Raw genomic sequence first — 26,180 nt, forward strand, 5'->3', positions numbered from 1 at the left:
CGCACCATTGATCGAAATAATTTGAGCTCGATGCAAAAATTATCGTATTTTAATCAAAAAGCACAGGACTAAACTCAGCTGTAACTTCCGACCGTTGAGGATCAACCCATGCAGCTCTCCCCTTTTCACCTGGCAATACCGGTGTATGACCTGGCGGCCGCGCGCAGTTTCTATGGCGAAGTGTTCGGTCTGGAAGAAGGTCGCTCCAGCGAGCATTGGGTGGATTTCAATTTTTTCGGCCACCAACTGGTGATTCACCTCGCGCCGAAAAACGCCTCGCAAGAAGCCGCCCACACCAACGCCGTGGATGGCCATAACGTGCCGGTGCCGCACTTTGGCGTGGTCCTGGGAATGAAGGAATGGGAGGTCCTGGCCGAACGTCTGCAATCCCTCGGTACGCAGTTCGTGATTGAACCGGGCATTCGTTTTCAGGGTTTGGTGGGCGAACAAGCGACGATGTTTCTGTTTGATCCGTGCGGCAATGCCCTTGAGTTCAAGGCGTTCAAGGACATCAGCCAGTTGTTTGCCAAATGAGCCGCCTTGCCTTGGATGCCACCGCCCTCAGTCAGACGGTGCGCGACGGTGAAACGACGGTCGCAGCCGTTGCCGAGGCCTTTCTTCAGCGCATCGAAACGCTGGAACCGGACATCCACGCCTTCGCCTCGTTCAAACCGCAGCAGGTGCGCCTGCACGCCGCGCAGAATGATGGCCGAGGCCTGCTTGCCGGTGTGCCCGTGGGCGTCAAGGACATTATCGACAGCGCCGACTATCCCACGCAGTTCTTTTCGCCAATCTATGCCGACCATAAACCGTCGCGGGACGCCCATGTGGTGACCCTGCTGCGCCAGGCCGGCGCGCTGATCATGGGCAAGACCCACACCACCGAATTTGCCTACATGCGCACTGGTCCGACCCGCAATCCGCATGACCTGGAGCGTACGCCGGGCAGTTCCAGCGCTGGTTCTGCGGCCGGGATGGCGGCGGACTTCTTTGCGGTGGCGCTGGGCACCCAGACCGCCGGATCGCTGCTGAAACCGGCAGCCTATTGCGGCCTGTTCGCGTTCAAGCCGTCGTTTGGGCTGGTGTCGCTGGAAGGGATAAAACCGCTGGCCCCAAGTTTCGACACGGTCGGCTGGTATGGCCGCTCGGTACGAGATCTGTGTCTTGTGGGGCGGGTGTTGATCCCCGGATTCAAAGTGCCTGACATCGAGCAGCGTCCGCTGCGCCTGGGTTTCTATCGCACTGCGCGCTGGGATCAAGTCGCCCCCGACGTGGCCAGCGCTCTGGAACAAGCGGTTGAACACTTGCACGGCGCCGGTCATCAGGTCAGCGAGGTGCAGTTGCCGGACGAATTCGCCGGGGTGTTCGACGATCACCTGTTGATCAACGATTGCGAGGGCGCCCGTTCACTGGCGAAGGAGTTTCAGGAGCATCGCAAACTGCTGAGCCCGTCGATACTGGCGATGTTCGACCGCGCAGCGGCGACCACCTGGGAACAGGAATCCGCTGCAAAGGCCCGATTGACGGCCCTTGCACCGATCCTGAATGAGATTTGCCAGCCATTCGACGCAATGCTCGGCCCCTGCTGCGGCACCGTCGCGCCGCTGTATCGGGACAGCGCCGAAAACACCGGCCCATCGGACTACATCAAGTTCTGGGGCGCGTTCGGCTGGCCGCAGGTGAATCTCCCGCTGCCACGCGCCGAAGGGCTGTTGCCGATCGGATTGCAGTTGATTGGTCGGTTTCGCAATGATGCTGCGCTGTTACGAGTGGCCGAACGCATGACCGTTGACCTGCTCACCTATCGCGGCCAATAGACCCTCTGCGGTCTGATGCAGCGCCGGATGAAATTCGATCTGGCCGACACTGAAGCGTATGTCATAACCGCGATGCACCGTGGCGTTGCGCTCGTCGAGCATTTCTTCGAGCCGCGCCCGGATCGCCGAGATCTCCACGGCGTGGGCGCCGGTCAGCAAGGCAGCGAACTCATCGCTGCCCATGCGCCCGATAACGTCGCTTTCGCGAAAGGCGATCCGCAGCACGTCGGCAAAGGTTTTCAAGGCATCATCGCCTTCGGCGCGGCCGTACAGATAGTTGATGTGCTTGAAGTTATCGAGGTCGAAAAACAGCAACGTCGCGGGTTTGCCCATCCGCAAGCATGCGTCCAGGCCCATTTGTGCCAGGGCCTGGAAGCCGTGGCGATTAGGTAACAGGGTCAATTCGTCCATGCTCGCCACCTGCACCGCGGTCAGTTCCTGCTCGGCCTGTCGCGCCAGGTCACGCAGCAATTCGCGCTCCTGCAGTGCAGTGTCCGGGCCGTGCAGGGTGTCTGCACTAATGCCCGGTTTGATCGGTTTGCCTGGAAGCAGCATGTGTCACTCCTGCGATGGGTATATACGTTAGAGCGCACATATCCCGTTTGACTCCTTTTTAAGCCGCCGTTGGTCAGATGCCCGCCACGGGACACGGGCCTCCGGCGTCTGCCCAGAGCTTGAATTGCGTGACAAAGATGTCGTGCGGCACCGGTACCGGCGCCCGATTGCCGCCCGGATTCCAGCCCCAGAGCACTAGTTTATCGTCGCTGACATGCTTGATCAGCGCAGCGAAATCCCGGTCACCGTTGCTGGAACGGTCCTTGATCATCGCGCAGAGTTTGTCCGCGGGTAGGCCGATCCAGGCCATTTTGTGTGCAGCGGGCGGCAGGCTCCAATGCGGCGCGCCCGGCGGTGCGTGGGGGCCGTAGCTTGCCGGCGGGTTGTTTTCGGCGTGGCAGGTTGCACAGGGCAAACCGGCGGCGCCCTTGCCGTCCATGCCGCGCACCACGTTCATCGCGTGGGGAATGCCGGCGTCGAATTGCAACGGCGAGTCGCCGGGGATGTGGCAGTTCTGGCAACGCGGGCTCTGGAAGACCTTCTGCACAGTACCGAAGGCTTCCAGCGCGGCCTGGTTGTCCGCTGCGAACAGGTCCGACGCATAGCCGGTCAGACCGACCAACACCACGGCGCCAAGTATCAAATGTCGTCTCATGTCATACCCCCGACAGTTGCAACGGCAGTTCCCGCAGACGCTGCCCGGTCAGGGCGAACACCGCGTTGGCCACCGCTGGCGCCACGGGCGGCACACCGGCCTCGCCGATGCCGCCGGGTTTGTCGGTGCTGGGCACGATGTGCACCTCCACCACCGGCATTTCGTTGAGCCGCAGCACCTGATAATCGTGGTAATTGGACTGCACCACCTGACCGTCCTTGAGCGTCAGTTTGCTGTGCAGCGCAAACCCGAGGCCGAAGGTGACGCAGGATTCCATCTGCGCGGCGATGCTCTGCGGGTTGACCGCGATGCCGCAATCCACGGCGCACACCACCCGGTGCACGCGAATTTTCAGGTTGTCCTCGGACACTTCGGCGACATGCGCGACATAGCTGCCAAACGACTCATGCACCGCCACGCCCAGGGCGTGACCGTCAGGCAACGGCGCGTTCCAGTTGGCCTTCTCCACCGCCAGATTCAGCACGCCCAAATGTCGTGGATGATCCTTGAGCAAGGTTCGTCGGTATTCCACCGGGTCCTTGCCGGCCGCATCGGCCAGTTCGTCGATCAGCGATTCCATGACAAACGCGTTGTGACTGTGCCCCACCGAACGCAGCCAAAGCACGCTGATGCCGGTTTTCGGCGAATGCAGTTCCACCTGATGATTGGCCAGCCCTTCGATATAAGGACTGTCGGCCACACCTTCGACCGAGGTCTTGTCCACGCCGTCCTTGACCATGGTCGCGGCAAACGCGGTGCCGTCCATGATCGATTGCCCGACCATCACATGCTTCCAGGCCAGCGGCATGCCGTCGGCATCCAGGCCAATGTTCGCCTGATGGAGGAACATCGAACGATAGTAGCCGCCGCGAATGTCGTCCTCCCGCGACCAGACGGTTTTCACCGGCATGCCCGCCGCCTTGGCCACTTGCACGGCTTCGGCGACAAAGTCCGAGGTCGGATTGGCCCGGCGACCGAAGCCGCCGCCGAGGAATTCGGTGTGGATTTCCACCTGTTCAGGTTTGAGCCCGGTGATCTGGCCCGCGACCATTTGATCGAGGGTCTGGAACTGGGTGCCGGTCCAGATTTCGCATTTGTCCGCCGTGATTTTCACCGTGCAGTTGAGCGGTTCCATCGGCGCATGGGCCAGGTACGGCACGCTGTATTCGACGTCGATGGATTTCGCCGCTTTCTTCAGCGTGGCAGCGGTATCACCGGCTTGACTGGCCGGCATGCCAGGGGTGGCGGCGAGTTGGCGAAAGCTTTCCAGCAGTTTGACGCTGTCGAGCCCGCTGTTCGGCCCCAGGTCCCAGTCGATTTTCAGCGCATCGCGGCCCAGTTTCGCCGCCCAGTAATGGTCGGCAATCACCGCCACGCCCGTGGGCACTTGCACCACTTTGCGCACTCCCGGCACCGCCAATGCCTCGGCACCTTCGAAGGATTTGACGCTGCCGCCAAACACTGGCGGACGCGCGACCATGGCGGTCATCAGGCCGTCGAACTGCACGTCCATGCCGAACTTGGCGCGGCCGGTGATTTTCTCCGGCGTGTCGAGGCGCTCGGTCGGTTTGCCGATGATCTTCCAGTCCTTGGCTTCCTTGAATTTGATCGAGGCCGGATCCGGCACCGGCAGCTTGCCGGCGTCATCCGCCAGTTCACCGTAGGTCGCGCGTTTGTCGCCGGCAATCACCACGCCCGACTCCGTGCGAATCTCCGACGGCGCAACGTTGAAGCGCTTGGCTGCGGCGTCGATCAGCATCAAGCGTGCAGCGGCGCCGGCCTGGCGATAGCGGTCGAACTCCATCCAGGTCGAGGTCGAGCCGCCGGTAATCTGCATGCCGCCGAACCCGGCCAGACCGTAATCCTTGGCCGAGGCCGGGGAATGTTCGACGCGGATTTTTGACCAGTCGGCGTCCAGTTCTTCAGCGATCAGCATGGTCAGGCCGGTCCAGATGCCCTGGCCCATTTCCGAATGGCCGAGCAGCATGGTGACGCTGTTGTCATTGGCGATGCGCAGGAAGGCATTGGGCGCGAAGACATTGCCCTGGTTCTCGGCGCCCATGGCAAAGCGATGAGCGCCGGGGATGACAAACGCCACCACCAGACCACCGCCGAGCACCGCGCTGCCCTTGAGAAAACCGCGACGTGATACGGGATTGTTGATGCTGTTCATGACATGGCCTCAACCGATCTCGGCGGCGCGTTTGACCGCTGCGCGAATCCTTGGATAAGTGCCGCAGCGGCAGATATTGCCGGAGAGCGCCTGGTCGATGTCGCTGTCGGTGGGCTTGGGAATCTTCGCCAGCAACGCGGCGGCGGACATGATCTGCCCCGACTGGCAGTAACCGCACTGCACCACGTCGAGTTCGGCCCAGGCCTGTTGCACCGGATGCGAACCGTCGGTGGACAGGCCTTCGATGGTGAGGATTTTTTGCCCATGGGCCACGGCGGTGGCCGGGGTGATGCAGGAACGCAGCGGCGCACCGTCGACATGCACAGTGCAGGCACCGCACTGCGCCATGCCGCAACCGAACTTGGTCCCGGTCAGGTGCGCGACATCGCGCAGGACCCACAGCAGCGGCATGTCTGCGGGGACATCCAGCGCCTGGTCCTTGCCATTGATATTCAGGGTCAGCATTGCCAATTTCCTCAGACTCACGGTGTTCTGAAGGGGCGCCGCTGTGGTGATTCAAGACCTACGCGCGCCTCGGGTTATCCATACAGCTAAGCGCAGATTGACCTGCCGGCCAGCTTCTGCGACCGCCGGTCACATCTCCCAGATTGTTGAAGATCCCTTGTGGGAGCGGGCTTGCTCGCGAAAGCGGCGTGTCAGGCAACATAGATGTTGAATGTTAAACCGCCTTCGCGAGCAAGCCCGCTCCCACAGGGATTGGGGCAGGGGTTAGAAATCAGTGGATTGTGACAGCGTGCGCCAGGTGTTCAGTTCATCGCTGACGAACGCATTCTTGGCCTCGATGTAACTCACCGAATCGGTCCCCAGTGGCAGGCGCAGCGGCGGGTTTTTGGCCTCGACCAGGGTGATCATCGCCAAGGCCAGTTTCTCCGGGTCGCCGGGTTGTTGCTGGTTGACGGCCTTGGCCAGTTTGCGCACTTCGCCCGACGTCGGGGCGTAGTCGGCGATGGTTTCAGGGGATTCGACCAGGGAGTTAGTGTCGAGGAAATCGGTGCGGAAGTAGCCCGGTTCGACCACGGTGACGTTCACACCCAGCGGTGCCAGTTCGCCGTGCAGCGCTTCGCTCAAGGCTTCGACAGCGAACTTGGTCGAGCAATACACGCCATAACCCGGCGCCGACTGATAGCCACCCACCGAAGAAATATTGATCACATGACCGCCGCGGGCGGCGCGCATGTACGGCAACACCCCGCGAGTGACATTCAGCAAGCCGAAGACGTTGGTTTCGTAGAGCCGTTTGATCTCATCATTGCTCGCCTCTTCCACCGCGCCGAGCAAACCGAAACCGGCGTTGTTGACCAGCACGTCGATGCGCCCGAAATGCTCGATGGCGGCCTTGGCCACGGCGGCGCCCTGAGCCTCATTGGTCACGTCGAGGGTCGCGGCCAGCAAGCCCGGTTGATCGCCGAAACGCTGGACGATGGTGCTCGCATCGCGGGCCGTGGCGACCACCGCATCACCGTTGGCCAGGGCGGCAGCGACGATTTTTGCGCCGATGCCACGGGAAGCGCCGGTGACCAGCCAGACACGTTTGAAAGCGTTGGAAGTGCTCATGATCAATACCTTGTGTGGGTTGGGATGTGCCCAAGGTACGCCGCAAGATTGGTGGGAAAAATGCCCTCGTGTTACAAGCACTATGAAACGCTCTTTCATAATGGTGCTTTTCCATGAACCATGATCCGTTCGACGGCTTGACCGAATTCCTCGCGGTGGCCGAGCACAAAAGCTTCACCCTCGCCGCCACCCGCCTGGCCGTCACGCCCACGGCGGTCAGCCATGCGATCAAATTGCTGGAGCGGCGCACCGGCGTGCTGTTGTTCCAGCGCACCACTCGGCGCGTCGCGCTGACCGAGGCCGGCGCGAGCCTGTTCAGCCGTTTACGCCCGGCAGCCAGTGAAATCGATGAAGCGCTGGCGGTGCTCAGCGGGTTTCGCGATCAACCGATGGGCACCCTGCGCATCACTGCGCCACGCCTGTCCGGCGCGTTGCTGATCGAGCCATTGATGCCGCTGTTTCGCCAGGCACACCCGCAAGTTACCCTGGATATTTCCCTCGACGACGCCACCGTGGATTTGATGGCGGGCGGTTTCGATGCCGGGATCAGATTGGGCGAATCCATCGAGAAAGACATGGTCGCCGTGCGCCTGACGCCTGATCTGCAATGGTCGGTTGTAGGCTCTCCCGCATATTTCGCCAGGGCCGGGCAACCCGCCACGCCTGAAGCGCTGACCGGGCACGAATGCATCGGCTTTCGCTTCTCGACCTCGGGCAATGCCCATCGCTGGGAGTTTCGCCGCGAGGGTCGCGACTTTACCGTCGGCGTTGCGGGTGGCGTGATCGTCAACGACCGCAAGTTGCTGGTGGCCGCTGCCCGGGATGGCCTGGGCCTGGCGTATGCCTGCGACCTGGAGATCGCCGAGGAGTTGGCCGATGGACGTCTGCAACGGGTGTTGCAAGCGTTTGTGCCGCTGAGTTCGGGGCTGTACCTGTATTTCCCCAGTCGCACCCAGACGCAGCCGAAACTGCGCGCCTTTATCGACATGGCGACCCGCTGGATTGCCGAACGCGGCGGCCTCGGCGCTAAACCCTCGGTTTGAGCAGGATGCCGGTATAACGCGTCAGAAACAGCCCGAATGCCGCACACCAGAGCAGCGCCGACAATCCCAGTCCAGCAGCGGAAAACGGCACCAGCAACACCCGGCACACACCGGCGAGCAACAGCAAGGCAAAGCCCAGCACCACGGTTTTCGAGGGCTGCAGCAAGCGGCCGGTATGCCCCAGGCTGACCCGGGCAATCATCGCCAGGATCAGTCCGCCAATCCCACCGACCGCCAGCGAATGAGTGGCCAGGCTCTGTTGTGGCATCAGCCCCAAATGCCATAGCGCCATGGCCAATGTGGCAACCACCAGCCAGGCGTAAGCCAGGTACAGCGACCACAACAGCGGCACTCGCCAGAGGCCCCGGTCGTGCCAGCGCCACAACCGCAGCAGATGCACTGCGCCGAGCATCAGGAACAACGCAGCCAGCCAAAGTTTCGGCGTGTCATTCAAGCCAGCGGCAAACGACACCGCAGCCAGCAATCCGCCCAGCAGCAATACTTTGGTGGTCAGCGGAGAAGCCGGTGCCGCAGCGGGCCGATTCAAGCCACGCTGAATGAAGAAAGGAATTACCCGCCCGCCAATCACGCTCATCAGCGCCGCCACCAGCCACAACGCGGCCAGCACGCCATGGCGTTGTAATCCGGCGTCGTCGGCCACGAAACCCCACAAGGTCATCGCCTGACAGCCTGCCAGCAGCGTGATCATCAGCAGGATCGGATAGTTGTCACGTTTGCCCGCCGCCACCAGATCCCGCCCCAGGCACCAGGCCAGCAACGGCAGAAACGGCAGTTGCAGAGCAATCAACAGCGTCGGGCTGATCGGCAGCAGCCAGGCCAGTCGTGCCAGCAGCCACACCAGCACCAGGCCGATCAAGGGCCAGCCGTTGAGGCCCGGACGCCCGGTCCAGTTCGGCACCGCCGTCAGCAGAAAACCGGCGATGATCGCCGTGGCGAAACCGAAAGGCATTTCATGCCGATGCCAGGCCAGCATCCCGCCGATCGGTTGCGCACCGGGTAATCGGCCGTACAACCACAGCGCCCAGATCGCCACCGCGAGCACGGCAAACCCGGCGCCGGCAAGGAAGAACGGTCGAAAGCCAAGGCTGAAAACGGCCGCCCTTGTGGGAGCGAGCTTGCTCGCGATGACGGTTGCAGCCTCAACACTTTTGTCGCCTGCCAGTCCGCTATCGCGAGCAAGCTCGCTCCCACCGGTTGTGTTGGGCTTGTGCATCAAGCCACCACACCAACGTGGTGAGTTGCCAGGCGATGCTGGGCCAGCAACCGCATCACGTAGCCGATTTTGAGCAGGGTTGGGCCGATGATGGTCATGGCGTGCATCGACACCAGCGCCACGATGGGCAAGTGACCGCTGTAGAGGTAAGCGCCGTAGATGCCGATCAAAAGCAGCGCCAGGCCACCGCCCAACACTTTGCTCGACAGGTGCAGAACGTTCTGGGGATTGCTGAAGAAATCAAACATTTTTCCGTACTCCCGAAGCTGTTCAGTGGTACGAGAGTTAATCCAAAAGCCATGCCAGGATTTATAGGCCGGTAAATCAAAGGGTTGGCCACAACGCAGTCAATATGACTCAACCCTATAATGGTCTTAATGACTCAGAACAACGTCATATTGACTACATCACCAACATTCACTCCGCTCACCCGCCTAAAAGCAAACCAATATCATTTGCGCACACTCAGGTCATTTGGTTTAATCGCGACCCATTCTTATTTGCACCGAAGGCGCCGGTCGCCCATGGATAGTGCTCACGATGACGGTCGCCGATCTCTCCAGCGTTCAGAACCTCTATCTCTCGCACCATCGCTGGTTGCATGAGCTGCTGCGCCGACGCTTGAATAACGCTTTCGATGCAGCTGACCTGGCCCATGACACGTTTATCCGGGTGCTCAAGCGTCCGCTGGCGTTCGACTGCGAAACCCGTGAGCGCTCCTACCTGGCGACCATCGCCCGGGGCTTGTGCATCGATCACTGGCGCCGCCGTCAACTCGAACAAGCCTGGCTCGACACCCTCGCCGCGCGGCCCCAGGCGGTTCATCCATCGCCGGAGCAACGGGCGATCATCGTCGAGACCCTGTATGAAGTCGACGCGATGCTGCAACGGCTGCCGCAGCGGGTGCGCGATGCGTTCATCCTCGCCCAGTTGCACGGCCTGCCCTACCGCGCCATCGCCGAGGAAATCGGTGTGTGCGAACGCATGGTCAAGAAGTACCTGGCCCAGGCGTTGATGCATTGCGCGATCCTCGAGGCCGAACTCGACGGCCTGCTGATCGAGTAACCCATGCCTCGCACTTCCCCGAACAGCATCAGCCACGCCAGCCTCGAACAGGCGGCCCAATGGTATGTGCAATTGCACGATCAGCAGGCCGGCGAACCGGAACGCGAACGCTGGCAAGCCTGGATGGCGCAAAGCGGCGATCATCAGCAAGCCTGGCGCTACGTCGAGCGCGTCGGCCAACGCTTCGCCGCCCTGCAGGATGACCAGCCGCAGGCCGCCAGCCATGTGTTGCGCCACACCAGCCGCTCACCAGTCAGCCGCAGGCAAACCCTCAAGAGCCTGTTTATTTTGGCCTCGGGCAGTTTGTTGGGCTGGGGCGCGTGGCGACAAACCTCGTTGCCGGACACCTTCAGCCGCTGGACCGCCGACCTGTCCACCGGCACCGGCGAAACCCGGGAAAGCCTGCTCAGCGACGGCAGCCGGATCTGGCTGAATGCCCTGAGTGCGCTGAACGTACGCTTCGATAACGCGCAACGGTTGCTGTTGCTGCGTAGCGGCGAAGTGTTGATCGACACCGCCAAGGACAGCCGCCGGCCTTTCCTGGTGCACACCGCCCAAGGCCAGATGCGCGCGCTGGGCACGCGTTTCAGCGTGCGCCAGGACGAACAGCGCACGTTGCTGAACGTGTACGAAGGCGCGGTCGAAGTTCGCACCTTGCACGGTCAGGTGCACGTCGTCGAAGCCGGCAAGCAACTGGCGTTCAGCGAAAACCAGATTCTGGCGACCACGCCTGCCGCTGCCGGACGCGAAGCCTGGCGTCGCGGGGTGTTGCTGGCGGATAACCTGCCGCTGGGGCAGTTGATCGAAGAGTTGAGCCGCCATCGACCGGGGCATCTGGCGTGCGATCCAGCAATTGCCGGGCTGCCGGTGATGGGTTCGTTCCCGCTCAAGGACACCGATCAGGCGTTGCGCTTGCTGGAAGCGGCGTTGCCGATCCGGGTGCAAAAGACCATGCCTTGGTGGGTCAGCATCGGCCCGAAAGCGTGATTCGCCCGATGGCCTTTGCGCTGGCGACAGGGCTTGTGAGTCTTGCGCCGGGCATCGCTCCGGCCGCCAGTGAGCAGTCCGCCAGCCAGAAGCGTCATTACGCGATTGCGGGCGGCTCACTGGTCAGCGTGCTCAACCGCTTCGCCGAACAAGCAGGGATTTTCCTCGCCGGGCACAACGACCTTGCCAGCGGCAAACTCAGTCCGGGCCTGAGCGGCGATTTCACCGAACAACAAGCCTTGCAGCGCCTGCTACAGGGCAGCGGTCTGCAAGCGCAACCGCAGATCGGCGGCGGTTATGTGCTGCAACCCGCAAGTGGTGCGCTTGAACTGGATGCCACGAATATCGCAGCGCTCAGCCTCGGCGCAATCACCGAAGCCACCCACGCCTACACCACCAGCTCGACCTCGACCGCCACCGGCCTGCCGCTGTCATTGCGTGAAACCCCGCAATCGATCACGGTCATCACCCGCCAGCAAATGGACGATCAGGGCGGCACCAGCATCGCCGATGTCCTGCGTCGCGCTCCCGGTATCAGCGTGCAGAACTACGACAGCGAGCGCTGGGAGTTTTCCAGCCGTGGCCTGCCGATCACCAATTTCCAGTACGACGGGGTGAATACCGACTACGACGGCGTCTACGATTACGGCACCACCAGCACCGACATGGCGACCTTCGACCGCGTCGAGATCATCAAGGGCGCCACCGGCCTGATGACAGGTTCGGGCGATCCGTCGGCCACCGTCAACCTGATCCGCAAGCGTCCGACCGAGACGTTCAAGGCCTCGGTCAGTGGCAGTGTCGGCTCTTGGGACAGCTATCGCAGCGAAGGCGATGTCTCCGGCCCGCTGACCGCCAGCGGCAACGTGCGCGGGCGCTTCGTCGGGGTCTATCAGGAGCGTAGCGCCCACGCCGATCACTATCAAAATACCAAGGACATCGCCTACGGCATCCTCAAAACCGACCTGACGCCGGACACTTTGCTGACCTTCGGCATCGACCAGCAAAACACTCGATCCCGTGGCGCCAGTTGGACCGGTTTCCCGATGTTCAACAGCGACGGTTCACGCACGCACTTTTCGCGCTCGTTCAACCCGGCCACCGACTGGAGCCGCCGCGACTTCAACAACCAGACGCTGTTCGCCTCACTGGAACAGCGACTGGCCAACGACTGGACATTGAAAGTCAGCTACGACCGCAAACACCGCCAGCACGACACCTTTCTCGGCTCGGCCAGCGGCGGCAACCCGGACCCGGTCAGCGGTGACGGCATGTTCATGTACATGGGCAAATTCAAGGGCGACGAGGTGCAGGACAACCTCGACGTCAACTTCAGCGGCCCGTTCAGCCTGTTCGGTCGCGAGCACCAATTGATCGCCGGTTTCATGGCGATGAACACCCGCCAGGACATACCGGTGTTCGGCTCGATCTATCCGGCGCTGGACGGCAGCATCTTCGACTGGCGCGGCGAATTCCCGAAACCGGACATTCCGCAAGTCGGCAGCGACGACATCGTCCAGCGCCAGACCGGCGCCTACCTGGCCACCCGCCTGAAGCCGACCGACGATCTGTCGCTGATCCTCGGTGGCCGGGTCAGCGATTTCAAGGGCAGCGACCATCTCGACTACCTCGACGCCAATACCCCGGACGTGCGCGACGGCTACCGGCAAACCGGCGTGATCACGCCCTACGCCGGGCTGGTTTACGACCTCGACGACACCTACTCGGTGTACACCAGCTACACCAACATTTATCAGCCGCAAATGAGCAAAGACGCCAATCGACGATTACTCGATCCGGTGGAAGGCGATGCCTACGAGGCCGGCATCAAGGCTGAGTATTTCGGCGGGCGGCTGAACGCCAGTTTGGCGATTTTCCGCATCGAACAGGACAACCTCGCCGAATACGTCAGCGGCGTCGACACCGAGTCGATCTACCGCCCGGTGCAAGGCGCGACCACCAAGGGTTTCGAACTGGAACTGGCCGGCGAAGTGCTGGACGGCTGGAAACTCTCGGCCGGTTACACCTACAACCACACACGCGATGCCAAGGGCGATTACGTCTACGGCTCCGTGCTCCAAACCACGGCGCCGGCGCAAGTGGTGCGGGTGTTCAGTACGTATCGACTGCCCGGGGTTTGGGAAAACCTCACGGTCGGTGGCGGGGTGAATTGGCAGAGTGAATTTTTCGGCAATGTGTTCCAGCCGAATCCAAACGACGGCGGCCAATACGCGCGTATCACCCAGGACAGTTATTACTTGGTGGACGTGATGGCGCGCTATCGCTTCAACGAGCACCTGAGTGCGACGCTCAATGTGAAGAACCTGTTCGACAAGACATACTACACCGGCCTCGGAAATTTCGGCACCGGGTTTTATGGGGAGCCGCGGAGTTTGCAGCTCACCACCAAGTGGGAGTTCTAGGGCTGCGCCTCAGCGGATTTTTACGTAGTTGCCGCCGTATTTCAGGTACTCACCGTAACCCGTCACGACCGCCGCGCCGTTGAACAACTGCAGGCGCAAGACCGGCCCACCCTGGGCGTCCAGCACGATGGCCAGATTGCCTGCCTGCAACGTCGACTGATAATGGATTTCGCTCGGTGGGTCCTTGAGCTGTGAGTAGTCGAGGGTGATATCGGCAGTCTCCGGTCCATTATCGATTCCCGGCAGTATTTTCACCGACAGCTCGCTGATTAGTCTCGCTTCGAAATTGGTCAGCCGGTACTTACCTTCACGCTGATTGTTGGCCACCCCTTCAAGTTTCTGCGGCGCAATCTTGAATTCGGCGAGACGCATTTTGGCGTTGAACTCGCGCTTGGCGCTACGCCAGGTGCCTGTGTAGTTACCCTGTTCGTCCGGTTCGTCTTTCAGGGACCAATCGCCGGTGATCTGCCCGTCATCGTCCAATTCATGCAGCAACACACCGCGACCATAGACGGAGTCTCCGACCAGCCGGATCGGTTTGCCGCTACCGCTTTTTCCGTAACGCACTTCACCTATGTACACCTCGCCCTGGATTTGCCACCAGAGCTCGAACGCGATCTTGTCGTTAAGGGTGCCGCGAAACGTCAATGGCGGCTCGGCGTAGGGGCCCGCAAGTGTCTGGTGTTCGATCCACTGGCCGTCCTTGAGCTCGCGTTCGGTGACGTCCAGGTAGCCCGCTGGCATGTAGGGATTGGCTTGCGTCGGCATCTGCATCGCCTCGATCTTTTCAGCGACCATGACCGGTTCATTATTTTCGATTTTCCAAGTCGCGTACTGATGCCAGCAGCAGCCGCTTTTCGAGCTAGTGTGCAAGCGCTTGGCGACTGGATCAACACCGAACATGCCCAATTGCCCGTCGCGGGTCAGGTCGGAGAAAGCCGGGGCAAACACCAGAGTCGGGCCCCCGGGGGCGGACAGGTAAATGTCATAGGAAGGCCCGCCATAACCGCCCTCGCTGCCGTTGCGCACAGCCAGATCCTGTTGTCCGTCGAAATTGAAATCATCGAAAAACAGCAAACTCTGTTCGCCATAGAGCGGGGCCTGGTTGATCTCCATCATTTGGCTGCCCGGTTTGTACGTGACAAACCCCTCGGGTGAATCAATGCGCTGCAACACCTGGCCACCGGTTTTGTCGCGCAAGGTGATCTGCGCGGGCGCGCCCTCATAGCTTTTAGCGGGCGGCTGCGGGAACACCACCTCAATCGCATATTTGTGCGCAGGATCAGTGAGGTGAAACGTCAACGGTTCGGCATTTAGGCCCGTGCTGGCAAGCAGGCAGGCAACAGCCAATAAACGAGGGGCAACCATAATGCTGAGCGTCCTTGCGGCAAAATCCGGGCGGCAAGTCTAACGGCAAACGGTGCGGGCGGCGACTTGTCGATCTACGGCACGGCCAATCGACTACAGACTGACTACGCTGATAATCCAGCGTGATAACCCGTAGAGGAGAACCGCCATGCAACGCGTGCAAAAACTCACACCCTGCCTGTGGTTCGACGATCAGGCTGAAGCGGCTGCCAAATTCTATTGCTCGATCTTCGATCACTCGAAAATCACCGCCATCACCCATTACGGCAAGGCCGGTTTCGAGTTTCATGGACGCCCGGAAGGCTCGGTATTGACCGTAAGTTTCGAACTCGACGGCCAAAGCTTCACTGGGCTCAACGGTGGCCCGGTGTTCACGTTCAACGAAGCGGTGTCGTTCCAGGTCAATTGCTACACGCAAGTCGAGATCGACCATTTCTGGGGCGCGTTGTCCGCTGTTCCCGAAGCAGAACAATGTGGCTGGGTGAAGGACAAGTTCGGGGTGTCGTGGCAGATCGTGCCGGTGGCGCTGACGGAAATGCTCAAGGACCCTGACACGGTCAAATCCCAACGGGCCATGCAGGCGATGATGCAGATGAAAAAACTCGACATCGCCGAACTGCAGCGCGCCTTTCATGGCGAGAGCTAATACACTCGTGCGCTGACCTGCGAGGACGCCGATGATGAAGCACACCGTGGCCAAAGATGCCGACAAAGCCCCACGCTTCTGGCGCGACGACGCCCTGCCCTTCATCGAGGCCCGGGCCATCGCCGACGGGCGCGAGGTCTGCTATGCCCGGCACTCCCACGCGCACTTTTCCATCGGCGCGATCACCGCCGGGTGCAGCACGTACGTTCACGAGCAATCGGAATTTACGGTGAGCGCCGGCACCGTGGTGCTGATGAATCCGGGCGATGTCCACGCCTGCAATCCCATCGACGACCAGCCCTGGTCGTACCTGATGCTCTACGTCGAGACGCCATGGCTGACCGACTTGCAGCATCAATTGGGGTTCAGCCAGGACCAGGCATTCCGGCGGTTTTCCATCACCCATTTGCGCGACGCCAGTCTGTTTACTGGTCTGAAAGATTTGTACGCGGTGTTGATCGACACAGAGCAAGACGTGCTGCGCAAACACAGCGCGGCGGTGGAGTTTTTCACCGACGTGCAACAACGACTCAACCCCATCGATCAGCCGCTGCGCGAGCCCAACTTCAAACTGGAACGTGCCGCCGAGTACATCCGCGACAACTGCAGGCAGTTGCTCAAGTTGGAAGACATCTGCGAGGCGGCGCAGTTGTCGCCGTCCTACCTGATTCGCGCGTTCAAGCAGCATTTCGGCATGACGCCCCACGCCTTCCTGGTCAACCAGCGCATCCAGTTTGCCCGGGAGCGTCTGCGCAGCGGCCGGCTGATCGCCGATGTGGCGCTGGAAGCCGGGTTTGCCGATCAGGCGCACTTTCAGCGGGCGTTTAAACAGCATCTGGCGGCGACACCGGGGCAGTATCGGGGGTAAGTGGTCTTCCCTGTCCAACACCGTTAAACACAAGTAGCAACAACAGCAACTATTAACTTCGCCCCCACAACACAACGTCGGCGACGTGTTTTCACATACTGTCATAGACCCACAACCACGAATTTGTGCGTACTCCCTTACTCTAAAAACAACAGCCACATCACTAGAAGAGGGAACTTCAGTATGTATAACGCCAGCAACGAACTTCAGCGGCAAGTTGTAACCGAAACACTTGCGAACCTTATCGGCGACGCGTTCGTCCACAAAACCCTCGAATGGCCGTGGGATCGCCTGGCCGTTAGCAGCGTGACGGGCTCGACCTTCGACCAGGCCCACCGCCCGGCGTCGGTTTATCTCGCGCGCCTGATCCGTCATCCCGAGTTCTTGAAACTTCGGGCGGAACGATCCATTCGGGAAAACGACACGTTCCATGTCGACAAAAACGGGCGTATTTACCACGCCCATGAAAACTCGAGTTCCGGTGGGCGTCCGGGCAACCCGCCGACTTACGTCACCAATCATTACTTTTCGCGCACCGACATTACCCGCCATGTCGCCAGCATCACCGCGCTTCAGGAAGACCTGGAACTGCTGACGAAAATGGCCGGCACTACCGCCGGATTCGTTACATCCAATGGCCGTATTACCATCGGTCAATGGCTGCAATTCCACGGTCTGAAACTGCCGACCAGCGAACAGGACATCCAGGCGCTGATCGACTTGCTCAACTTCGCAACGCTGCCCTCCAGCCCGACGTTCGAGAATTACTGGCAGTTACTGGACACGCCCGACGATTCGCCCTTCAGGCTCACGGAGCAAAACCGCGCCATCATTGGCCGAGTGAACCAGGCACTGAAAGTCGAGGAAGCTCCTCTGGTCGAGCAATTTGGCGCCTGGCTGATGCTGGAAAACGCCGGCTCGGAAAAACTGCCGACCAGCCATGACTATCGATTACAAAGGCTGATCGACATCGCCCGGCAAAATACCGATCACGGGCAGCCGTATCTTGATGCACTGGGCTGGTTCACTGAAAAAACCGGCGCCAAATCCACCCAAGCCTTCATCGAGCAACTGCTGATTGCCGCCCTGCTGCTTGATCTTGATCCCGATGCCGACAGCGCCAACACGTCATTCGCAGGCTTTGACCTCTACTCGACCCACTACCTGCACCGTCAGCCCGCCGACGTGCGCGAAGAGTTGCAACGGCATCTGAAAAACCGATGTGCCCTGAACCCCATGATTGCGCCGCTGGTCGTGGAATGGGTGCTGGCGGGCATGGCCCCTGAATACCTGGTCCGCGATGTCCCCGCCGAACTGCGACTCGGCAGCCCGGGCTGGGTGGTGTTCACCCAGGCGGTTCATCTGGTTGAAGCGCTGGTTCCCGGCGCATCCCGTGTGATGACGTATCAGCATCTGCTGGAGTTCAGTCAGGTCGCGGGGTTGACCCCGCAACTGCAAGCGCTGCATGTCTCTCATATGATTGACCCGATCATCACCTGGGCGCTGATGAACGATCTGATCACTCGGGAGGCTGACGGCCGCTTGAGCGAGGCGGCGCTGAGCCAAGGCATTGAAGAATACAACCGCTATGTGGGCGCCCTGTCGAAGGGGCTGGACTGCATCAACCAACCGATCCCCAGCCGAAAGGTGCTCGCGCTGAAGGAGCTGAAATCAGATATCCCCGACATCGATCCTGATGAACTGCTGGTCAAACATCGCGGCAGTGGTGGCGGCGCCGGCAGGAAAGTCTCGGTACTGGACCTGTACCTGGGAGATGAACTGCATACCCGGAACTGGGGCCGTATCAAGGGCAAGGATATTTACCAGGCTTTCCCGCAGTTGACGCAGTTGTATCCCGTTGCCCATTTGTATGAAGAAGCCATTCAGGCGCACTACAACGCAACAACGAACGCTTTATCGACCACGATAAGGTTCATCTTTTCGCAAATGGAAGAGTCCAACAGGAAGTTTATTGAGCGGGGCCACCTGGGCATCTATCAGGTTAACGAGGTCAAGACCAACGTCGATTATCGACCCAGTGGTGGATTTATATTCACGAGCCCTCCAACGACTCTGCAGCCTGAAAAAGACCCGGCTCGCTACGGCATCATTATTTGCGCGGTGATGGGTTCACTGATTCGTTGCTATGAACTATTCCCCATGCGCCTGGAATGCCGATCACGCCAGGATTTTCGATCCGTCGTGGCTCCTGGGCTTATTTCCCATTGGGCAGATGAAGACTTCAACCAGCAGACGCTGATTACCAATGCCCCCGTTGACCTGGACGCCTACCTCAAGAATGTCGAACCACGGGACGGTGTGAATTCCAGTTTTTACCTCACCAGAATCGGCGAATTCAAAGCATCGACGCATCCAATCCAATCGGCCAACCCGGTCCGCTACTTCGGCTCCGAACGGATAGAAGCCATCAGCGACCTGATTGCCCGGAAAAACCCGCTCTTTACCGAAAAGGAACTGATGCAGATCGGGCTTGACCAGACCGAGCGAGAACGGGCCATTGAAAAAACCGACGCCGTGTTCAATGTCATTCTCAACCTGATCATTCCATTCAAGGAATGCGTCGAGGAGATGTCCTCGGGTGTCCCCGAACGGCAGCGCAACGCGATCGCCGGATGCGTCATGGACGCTGCGGTGGTCGGCCTCGCCTTTGCCGCCATTCCGCTCAAGGTTGCAGGCAGTGTCGCCAAAGGTGCTTCCCTGACCACGAAACTGCTGACGGCATCGCGGGTGGGCGCAAGTGCGGTTGTTAGCCTGCTCAACCCTTTGGATGGTGTCCCGTCATTGCTCAAGGGAGGCGCGAAGCTGATTGGCAGGGGCGCGATAAAAGCAGGTCACTTCGCGGCCTCCAGCGCCCAGATTGCACGGGCGCAACTGAGGCAACTGACCGGGGCCAATGCCTATGACCTGATCCGAGCACTGAACCATACCGGCGCGGCTTCAGAAATTCGCATGGGCCTGGACACCGTGGCTCACGCCCGGGCGCTGTTTAAAAGCGATGGAATCGAAACCGTGGAACAGGTCCTCAAACACCTGCACGCCAATGACGCCAGGTTGCTCAAGCAGGTTCCCGAACAGGAACTTCAGCAGCTGCTGGAAAAAACACTGGCCGATATTGCACGCCAATCTGACGATGCCCGATCGCTGGCCAAGGTGTTGGACACTGACGTCGTGGATTCGCTGACCCGCCAACTGGCGCAGAAGTACTCGCTGGACAATCTTTACCAGTTCCTGGAGCACACCGTGTTGCCGGAGATCTTCAACCACATCCTGAAGGTCGAATACAAAAACCTGGTGGCGATGAATCAATACCAGGCCATCGTGCGCGGTTCGGACCTTGGCAAGGCGCCTTTCGGCGGCGTCCTTGACGAGGTGTCCTTTAACCCGGGCGGGTTGACCGACAACGTCGACCGGGCCACGGCCTGGATTCTCAACGCCTCGAATTCGCGAAACGAAGCGGACACCATCAGTGCGCTGCTCCGGGAATTCAGCCGCAACGGCCAACCCCTGACAGAATCTGCGGTTTACCACGCGCTGCATCGACGCCTGGTGCCCGAGGTGAAAAACACCTTGCGCAGCCCCACAGCCGAGGCACGTTACCCGTCCAATGTGTCGGGCGCGGCAATGCTGAAGAAACACTTGGCGACCCTGGATCCGGCTCACGAACATTTCGGCAAACAGATGCTCGGCTCATTCCTTGGTTATCACAGCTTTGTCGATGGCAATGGCCGTACCGCCCGGGCCATTTATGCGATCACCGAACTTCGCGCCAACCGCTTCAACGCCCTGCCCGTCTCGGCGGAAACCGCCCTGAGCGGTCTGGCGTGACGGAAAGAATCTAGGCCCAGAGCAGATACCCGGCACACACCACCAGCAGCAACGCCATTGTCCGGTTGAACAACCGCAGGCCTTTGGTGTTGCTCAAATACCCGCGCAAGAACGTGCCGGCGTAGGCCCAGCAGCCTACCGACAGGTAACAGATCACCAGATAAATCGCCGCGAATTGCCAGACCAGCCGCGCATCGCCATCCGCGACAAACGCGCCCATGCCTGCGACACAGGCCAGCCAGGCCTTGGGATTGAGCCATTGCATCAACGCGCCGTAGAACATCGACGGTGCCTTGCCCGGTTGCCCGGCGCTCAATCGACCATCGTCGACCGCCAGTTTCCATGCCATGAACAACAGAAACGCCACCCCGGCCAATTGCACCACCCGGGTCAGCATCGGCCACAACTGCAACAACTCATGCAGGCCCAAACCCATCAGCACCAACAACAGAACAAATCCCAGGGTCGCCCCTGCCACATGCCGTTGACTGGCGCGAAAGCCGAACTGCGCACCGGAACTCAACGCCACGATATTCACCGGGCCCGGGGTTATCGAAGCGGCCAGGGCAAACGCCGCCATGGAAATCATCAGACTCATCACAGACCTTCTTCAATTCAGTGGGAACGCTGCTCAAGGTAGAGAGCACGCAGCCCCGCGTATTGAAGAAAACTGCCCTGACATCAAACTCTGTGGCGAGGGAGCTTGCTCCCGCTGGGCTGCGAAGCAGTCCCAAAAATCTATGTCGCGCTATCCATTTTGCGAGCGCTACGCACTCGAGCGGGAGCAAGCTCCCTCGCCACAGGTGAATCAATCATCCTCGTGCAACTTGATCCCACGGGCATGCAGCAGATGCGGCACCACCAGCACCAGCAACGTCAGCGCCAGGAATGCAGCCGAGATTGGCTGGGTAAGGAAAATCGTCCAGTCGCCCTCGCTGATCGACAAGGCATTGCGCAATTGCTTTTCGGCCATCGGCCCCAGCAACATCCCCACGATCACCGGGGCCACCGGGAAATCGAATCGCCGCATCAACACCCCGCCCCAACCGATGGCCAGCATCAGCATCAAGTCGAAGGAAGAGTGGCGCATGCCGTACACGCCGATGGTGGCAAACACCAGGATCCCCGCATTCAGGTAAGGCCGGGGGATTTGCAGCAACTTGACCCACAGGCCCACCAGCGGCAGGTTCAATACCAGCAGGATGACGTTGCCGATGTACAGCGACGCCACCAGCGTCCAGACCAGTTCACCGGAGGTCTGGAACAGCATCGGCCCCGGTTGCAGGTTGTAGTTCTGGAACGCCGCCAACAGGATCGCCGCCGTGGCCGAAGTGGGAATGCCGAGCGTCAGCAGCGGCACCAGCGAACCGGTCGCGCTCGCGTTGTTGGCGGCCTCCGGGCCGGCCACACCTTCAATCGCGCCCTCGCCTTTGCTGCCGGCGAACTCTTTGGGGAATTTGCTCAGTTTGCGTTCGGCCGAGTAAGACAGGAACGTCGGAATTTCAGCGCCACCCGCCGGAATCGATCCAAAGGGAAAACCGATCAACGTGCCCCGCAGCCACGCAGGGATCGAGCGCTTCCAGTCGGCGCGGGTCATCCACAACGAGGTCAAGCGATGTCGGCCCGAAGCTTCTTCCTTTTGATACAGCAGGCTGTACAACGCTTCGCCCACCGCAAACAAACCGACCGCCACCAGCACCACTTCGATGCCATCCACCAGCTCTGGCACGCCCAAGGTATAACGGGCGATACCCGACGTCGCGTCGAGGCCGATCAAGCCCACCATCAGGCCAATCCCCAGCGAGGCAAAACCGCGCAGCATCGAAGCGCCGAGCACTGCCGACACCGTGGTGAAGGACAACACCAGAATCGCGAAGTATTCCGCTGGGCCAAACTTCAGCGCCAAAGTGGCGACGAGGGGCGCAAACAGGGTCAGCAAGATAGTCGCGATGGTGCCAGCCACGAATGAGCCTATCGCCGCCGTCGCCAGCGCAGGCCCGGCCCGGCCGTTACGGGCCATGAGGTTGCCTTCCAGCGCGGTGACCATCGACGATGATTCCCCCGGCGTATTCAGCAGGATCGATGTCGTCGATCCGCCAAACTGCGCGCCGTAGTAAATCCCGGCGAACATGATCAGCGCCCCGGTTGGATCGACCTTGGCGGTGATGGGCAGCAGCAACGCCACGGTCAGCGCCGGGCCGATACCGGGCAAGACACCGATGGCAGTGCCGAGCAGACAGCCGATAAAGCCCCACATCAGGTTGATCGGTGTCAGCGCCGCAGAAAAACCAATGGCCAGGCTTGAGAGAATGTCCACCGTGTTGACCTCCTTCGGCCCGGATCAGAGCCAGGCGTTGATAAGGGGCGGCAGGGAGACCCCAAGCCCGGCGTTGAACAGCCAGTAAATCGGCAGCGTCAGGGCAATGCCAATGGCGAGGTCGCGCACCGGTCGGCGACTGCCAAAACCCCGCGCCGAACAGGCAAACAGCAACCCGGCCGCGAGGACGAAGCCGATCAGGTCGATCAGCACGGCCACCGCCACCAGGCCGGCGGTGACCCACGCCGCGCCTAGTTTGCCGCCGGGCAGCGCCTTGGCACTTTCGTCATCGTGATCGGCCAGTTCGCGGAAACCACCGGTGAGCGCCTGGTAACTCAGCAGCAGGCCGACGACACCGAGAAACGCCGCCAACGCATAGGGATAAACATGCGCGCCGAGGATCACGAAACCCATCTCCGCCGGAAAGCGAAACGCGCCGACCGCCAACACGGCGCTGATCGCGATCACGCCGGCGCCAATCGCCAGTTGCACCGGGACTATCTTGCGCGGCGCGGCCATTTCAAAGCAGCCCGACCTTGACCAGCATCTCGTGCAGCCGCACGTGCTCTTCGTCGACAAACTTGCCGAATTCATCCCCGGTCAAAATGCTCGGCGACCACGCGTTGGTTTTGACATTGTCTTGCCAGACCTTGGTCTTGGCCGCGGCCACCACGGCGTCGGTGACTTCCTTGCGCTGCTCAGGGGTAAGATTCGCCGCGCCGTAGACACCGCGCCAGTTGCCGATGATCACGTCGTAGCCTTTCTCCTTGAGCGTCGGCGCATCGATGCCTTCGACGCGCTCCGGTGCGCCAATGGCGAGCACGCGGAACTGGCCGTTCTTGATGTACTGACCCAGCTCGGCATAACCGCCGGTGATCACCTTGATCTGGCCACCCAGGACCTGGGCCACCACTTCCCCGCCACCGGCGAAGGCCACGTAATTGACCTTGTTCACCGGAATGTCCATTTTGCCGGCCAGATCAGCGATGCCGATATGATCGACCGAACCCTTGGAACCGCCGCCCCAGGTGATGCTGGACGGTTTTTCCTTGAAGGCCTTGATCAAGTCTTCCAGGGTCTTGAACTCAGACTCCTTGCGCACGGCAATCACGTTGTATTCGGTAAACAACCGGGCAATCGGCGTGACATCCTTCAAGGTGATTTGCGGCTTGTTCTGCTCAATACCCGCGACCATGATCGCGCCCACCACCAGCAACGCATTCGGATCACCCTTGGTGCTATTGGCAAACTGCGCCAACCCCAATGTCCCGCCCGCCCCGCCCTTGTTCTCGAAGGTCACGGATTTGGCGGTCTTCGCCTCGATCAGCGCCTTGCCCAAATCACGCGCAGTCTGGTCATAACCGCCACCGACTGAGCCGGGGGCCATGAACTTGACGGTGTCGAGGGCAAAGGCCGGAGTGGCGGCGGCAACGGCCAAGGCAATCGCGCAGGTGAGTCGACGGAATAAGGGCTGCATAGGTTGTCTCCCGATATTGTTGTTTTAGGGAATCGCAGTTTTATCGCGCTCAGGAGCAGGCCATGCTCACTGAACAGGGTTTGTGAACAAGCGTAGGTCATGGATTGTTTTTTTGGCGGGGGGAGATGGGCAAGTGTATGGCGACTTGTGTCCATGGCTGTATAGGTCAAATCCCCCGCTATCCGTGATAAAAAAAGGCTCTCGAATCAGGAGACCCCATCATGGACCTCGCCACCCTCACCCTGTTTGTCCCGGCCTGTTTTGCCTTGAACATGGCCCCCGGGCCGAACAATCTGCTGTCGGTCAGCAACTCGACCCGCTATGGCTATCGCCGCGCCTGTGTGGCCGGGCTCGGGCGGTTGCTGGCGTTTGCCGGGATGATTGCGCTCGCTTCGGCCGGGCTGGCGGTGGTGCTGCAAACGTCCGAGTTGTTGTTCTACGGGATCAAGATTCTGGGGGCGGCGTATTTGTTTTATCTCGCCTGGCAACTGTGGCGGGCCGATCCCGGTGCGCAGAACGCCGTGGAAGGCGCGCCCGTGGGGATCCTGGCCTTGGCGCGCCAGGAGTTCCTGGTGGCGGCGGGCAATCCGAAGGCGATTTTGATATTCACCGCGTTTCTCCCGCAATTCGTCGACCCGACCCGCGCGATCACCCCGCAATTCGCGGTGCTGGGCGCGTTGTTCCTGATGCTGGAATGGATCGCCATTAGCGCCTACGCCTACATGGGCCTGCACATGCGCCGCTGGTTCGCTGAGCCGCGCGGCAAGCGGATCTTCAACCGCTGCTGCGCCGGGTTGTTGTCGACGGCGGCTTCGGTGTTGTTGATGGCGCGGCGGGCCTGAACTTGACCTGCCCTTGTGGGAGCGGGCTTGCTCGCGAAAGCGGTTTAACATTCAACAAAGATGTTGCCTGACACACCGCCTTCGCGAGCAAGCCCGCTCCCACAGGGGTCTGCAGTGCTCCTTTGATTTGACGAAATTCACTGTCGATTTACCGGTGGAGGCATCCCGCAAGCGGACTTATGCTCAGCCCATGAACCTACAAAACGTTGTGCTGCCACCCCACGCCGAGATGGTCCGCGCCATGCTTGAACGAGACACCGCCTACGAGGGGGTGTTTTTTACTGCGGTCAAGACCACCGGGATTTTCTGCCGGCCCAGTTGCACGGCGCGCAAACCCAAGCCCGAGAACGTCGAGTTCTTTGCGCATGCCGACGAGTGCATGTCTGCCGGCTACCGCGCCTGCCTGCGCTGCAAACCGCTGGATGCGGCGGCCATTGCGCCGGACTGGGTGCAGCGCTTGCTCACCTTTGTGGACTCCGATCCGGAGCAGCGCTGGACTGACACGCAGCTGCAAGCCGAAGGCATCGAACCACTAAAATTGCGTCGCTGGTTCAAGCAACATTTCGGTATGACTTTCCATGCGTGGCTGCGCACCCGGCGCCTGGGCATGGCCCTGGGCGGGATCAAGCAGGGCGAATCCATCGACAACGTGGCGTTCGACTCAGGCTACGAATCCCTGAGCGGTTTTCGCGATGCCTTTCAGAAGTCTTTCCACATCACACCGGGGCGCGCTGCCAACAGCGAGCCGCTGCTGTTCACCCGTCTGACCACGCCGCTGGGACCGATGATCGCCATGGCCGAACGCCGTGGCCTGGTGCTGCTGGAGTTTCTCGATCGCCCGGCGCTGACCAGGGAAGTCGAAGAATTGCAGAACCGTTATGGCTACGTCGTGGCCCCAGGACACAACGGCCACTTGAAGCAAATCGAAACCGAACTGGCGCAGTATTTCGCTGGCGAGCTGACCGAGTTCCGCGTGCCATTGCACCTGCCGGGCAGCGAATTCGCCAGGCAGGTCTGGGCTGAGCTCGCGCGGATCCCCTACGGCCAGACCAGCACCTATGGCGCGATCGCCGCGCTGTTGGGCAAACCCGGCGCCAGTCGCGCCGTGGGCCTGGCCAACGGGCATAACCGTTTGGCGATTGTGCTGCCCTGTCACCGGGTGATCGGTGCGGACGGTTCGCTGACCGGCTATGGTGGTGGACAGCCGCGCAAGGCGTTTCTCCTCAGGTTGGAAAAAGCGGCGGTGCAGATCACTCAGGCATTGGCATTTTGATCATTTCATAGGGAAG

Annotated in this window: 23 protein-coding genes; 11 read left to right on the top strand and 12 right to left on the bottom strand. The window is 60.7% G+C overall.

Translation table 11 applies throughout. From position 1 onward, the window contains the following. Positions 1-108: 108 nt before the first annotated feature. Positions 109-534: a VOC family protein gene (locus tag NK667_RS13695; RefSeq protein WP_054047518.1), complete on the top strand. Its 426-nt coding sequence runs from the start codon at positions 109-111 to the stop codon at positions 532-534. Next, entirely contained in the window at positions 531-1,817 is a 1,287-nt protein-coding gene (locus NK667_RS13700) for an amidase (protein WP_054615078.1), read from the top strand. The genes NK667_RS13695 and NK667_RS13700 overlap by 4 nt, the downstream gene beginning before the upstream one ends. Here the strand turns inward: NK667_RS13700 and NK667_RS13705 are convergent. The 5 genes from NK667_RS13705 to NK667_RS13725 all read right to left on the bottom strand — a co-directional run bounded on the left by NK667_RS13705 (position 1,764) and on the right by NK667_RS13725 (position 6,775). Continuing rightward, positions 1,764-2,372: a GGDEF domain-containing protein gene (locus NK667_RS13705; protein ID WP_054615079.1), complete on the bottom strand. Its 609-nt coding sequence runs from the start codon at positions 2,370-2,372 to the stop codon at positions 1,764-1,766. The two genes, NK667_RS13700 and NK667_RS13705, sit on opposite strands and share 54 nt — an antisense overlap. A 73-nt stretch (positions 2,373-2,445) precedes the next feature. Continuing rightward, on the bottom strand, positions 2,446-3,027 hold the full coding sequence (locus NK667_RS13710; protein ID WP_054615080.1) for a hypothetical protein: 582 nt from the start codon (positions 3,025-3,027) through the stop codon (positions 2,446-2,448). Between the two features lies 1 nt (position 3,028). After that, complete coding sequence (locus NK667_RS13715; RefSeq protein WP_054615081.1) at positions 3,029-5,200, bottom strand: xanthine dehydrogenase family protein molybdopterin-binding subunit; 2,172 nt, start codon at positions 5,198-5,200, stop codon at positions 3,029-3,031. A 9-nt stretch (positions 5,201-5,209) separates the two neighbouring features. Then, on the bottom strand, positions 5,210-5,665 hold the full coding sequence (locus tag NK667_RS13720; RefSeq protein ID WP_054615082.1) for a (2Fe-2S)-binding protein: 456 nt from the start codon (positions 5,663-5,665) through the stop codon (positions 5,210-5,212). A gap of 264 nt (positions 5,666-5,929) precedes the next feature. After that, entirely contained in the window at positions 5,930-6,775 is an 846-nt protein-coding gene (locus NK667_RS13725; protein ID WP_054615083.1) for an oxidoreductase, read from the bottom strand. Positions 6,776-6,888: 113 nt separating this feature from the next. Here NK667_RS13725 and NK667_RS13730 point away from each other — a divergent pair, with 113 nt between their 5' ends. Beyond that, a complete protein-coding gene (locus NK667_RS13730) occupies positions 6,889-7,818 on the top strand; it encodes a LysR family transcriptional regulator (protein WP_054615084.1) in 930 nt (309 codons plus the stop codon). Here the strand turns inward: NK667_RS13730 and NK667_RS13735 are convergent. Both NK667_RS13735 and NK667_RS13740 read right to left on the bottom strand, forming a co-directional pair. Beyond that, complete coding sequence (locus NK667_RS13735) at positions 7,802-9,052, bottom strand: NnrS family protein (protein ID WP_083471325.1); 1,251 nt, start codon at positions 9,050-9,052, stop codon at positions 7,802-7,804. The two genes, NK667_RS13730 and NK667_RS13735, sit on opposite strands and share 17 nt — an antisense overlap. Then, positions 9,052-9,300 (bottom strand): hypothetical protein, encoded by a 249-nt coding sequence (locus tag NK667_RS13740; protein ID WP_054615085.1) that lies wholly within the window; start codon positions 9,298-9,300, stop codon positions 9,052-9,054. The genes NK667_RS13735 and NK667_RS13740 overlap by 1 nt, the downstream gene beginning before the upstream one ends. Before the next feature lie 292 nt (positions 9,301-9,592). Between NK667_RS13740 and NK667_RS13745 the strand changes: the two genes are divergently transcribed. Genes NK667_RS13745 through NK667_RS13755 form a run of 3 tightly spaced genes read left to right on the top strand, consistent with a single transcriptional unit; the run spans position 9,593 to position 13,527 of the window. Next, positions 9,593-10,117 carry a sigma-70 family RNA polymerase sigma factor gene (locus NK667_RS13745; protein WP_054615086.1) on the top strand — a complete coding sequence of 175 codons (525 nt, stop codon included), beginning with the start codon at positions 9,593-9,595 and terminating at the stop codon, positions 10,115-10,117. Positions 10,118-10,120: 3 nt separating this feature from the next. Next, the gene (locus NK667_RS13750) at positions 10,121-11,104 is read left to right on the top strand and encodes a FecR domain-containing protein (protein WP_054615087.1); all 984 of its coding nucleotides are present in this window, start codon (positions 10,121-10,123) and stop codon (positions 11,102-11,104) included. Between the two features lie 8 nt (positions 11,105-11,112). Then, positions 11,113-13,527: a TonB-dependent siderophore receptor gene (locus tag NK667_RS13755; protein WP_054616267.1), complete on the top strand. Its 2,415-nt coding sequence runs from the start codon at positions 11,113-11,115 to the stop codon at positions 13,525-13,527. A gap of 9 nt (positions 13,528-13,536) precedes the next feature. Here NK667_RS13755 and NK667_RS13760 read toward each other — a convergent pair whose 3' ends face one another. After that, positions 13,537-14,895, bottom strand: coding sequence for an XAC2610-related protein (locus NK667_RS13760; protein WP_054615088.1), 1,359 nt, complete (start codon positions 14,893-14,895; stop codon positions 13,537-13,539). A 148-nt stretch (positions 14,896-15,043) separates the two neighbouring features. Here NK667_RS13760 and NK667_RS13765 point away from each other — a divergent pair, with 148 nt between their 5' ends. The 3 genes from NK667_RS13765 to NK667_RS13775 all read left to right on the top strand — a co-directional run bounded on the left by NK667_RS13765 (position 15,044) and on the right by NK667_RS13775 (position 20,255). Further along, positions 15,044-15,541, top strand: a complete 498-nt coding sequence (locus NK667_RS13765) for a VOC family protein (RefSeq protein WP_054615089.1) — start codon at positions 15,044-15,046, stop codon at positions 15,539-15,541. A 34-nt stretch (positions 15,542-15,575) separates the two neighbouring features. Then, on the top strand, positions 15,576-16,409 hold the full coding sequence (locus NK667_RS13770) for an AraC family transcriptional regulator (RefSeq protein WP_054615090.1): 834 nt from the start codon (positions 15,576-15,578) through the stop codon (positions 16,407-16,409). Between the two features lie 183 nt (positions 16,410-16,592). Further along, positions 16,593-20,255, top strand: coding sequence for a hypothetical protein (locus NK667_RS13775; protein ID WP_054615091.1), 3,663 nt, complete (start codon positions 16,593-16,595; stop codon positions 20,253-20,255). Between the two features lie 10 nt (positions 20,256-20,265). Here the strand turns inward: NK667_RS13775 and NK667_RS13780 are convergent, their stop codons facing one another. The 4 genes from NK667_RS13780 to NK667_RS13795 form a co-directional block, all read right to left on the bottom strand. After that, positions 20,266-20,853, bottom strand: a complete 588-nt coding sequence (locus tag NK667_RS13780; RefSeq protein WP_054615092.1) for a LysE family translocator — start codon at positions 20,851-20,853, stop codon at positions 20,266-20,268. A 210-nt stretch (positions 20,854-21,063) separates the two neighbouring features. Then, a complete protein-coding gene (locus tag NK667_RS13785; RefSeq protein WP_054047494.1) occupies positions 21,064-22,572 on the bottom strand; it encodes a tripartite tricarboxylate transporter permease in 1,509 nt (502 codons plus the stop codon). A 24-nt stretch (positions 22,573-22,596) separates the two neighbouring features. Continuing rightward, positions 22,597-23,091 carry a tripartite tricarboxylate transporter TctB family protein gene (locus NK667_RS13790; protein ID WP_054047492.1) on the bottom strand — a complete coding sequence of 165 codons (495 nt, stop codon included), beginning with the start codon at positions 23,089-23,091 and terminating at the stop codon, positions 22,597-22,599. A 1-nt stretch (position 23,092) separates the two neighbouring features. Continuing rightward, positions 23,093-24,049 (bottom strand): tripartite tricarboxylate transporter substrate binding protein, encoded by a 957-nt coding sequence (locus NK667_RS13795; RefSeq protein ID WP_054615093.1) that lies wholly within the window; start codon positions 24,047-24,049, stop codon positions 23,093-23,095. A 221-nt stretch (positions 24,050-24,270) separates the two neighbouring features. Here NK667_RS13795 and NK667_RS13800 point away from each other — a divergent pair, with 221 nt between their 5' ends. Together NK667_RS13800 and NK667_RS13805 are read left to right on the top strand one after the other, a co-directional pair. Then, positions 24,271-24,891: a LysE family translocator gene (locus NK667_RS13800; protein WP_054615094.1), complete on the top strand. Its 621-nt coding sequence runs from the start codon at positions 24,271-24,273 to the stop codon at positions 24,889-24,891. Between the two features lie 190 nt (positions 24,892-25,081). After that, entirely contained in the window at positions 25,082-26,164 is a 1,083-nt protein-coding gene (locus NK667_RS13805) for a bifunctional transcriptional activator/DNA repair enzyme AdaA (protein ID WP_054047486.1), read from the top strand. Positions 26,165-26,180: the final 16 nt, after the last annotated feature.

The sequence above is a fragment of the Pseudomonas nunensis genome, from assembly GCF_024296925.1.
In the GTDB taxonomy this organism is placed as follows: Bacteria; Pseudomonadota; Gammaproteobacteria; order Pseudomonadales; family Pseudomonadaceae; genus Aquipseudomonas; species Aquipseudomonas nunensis.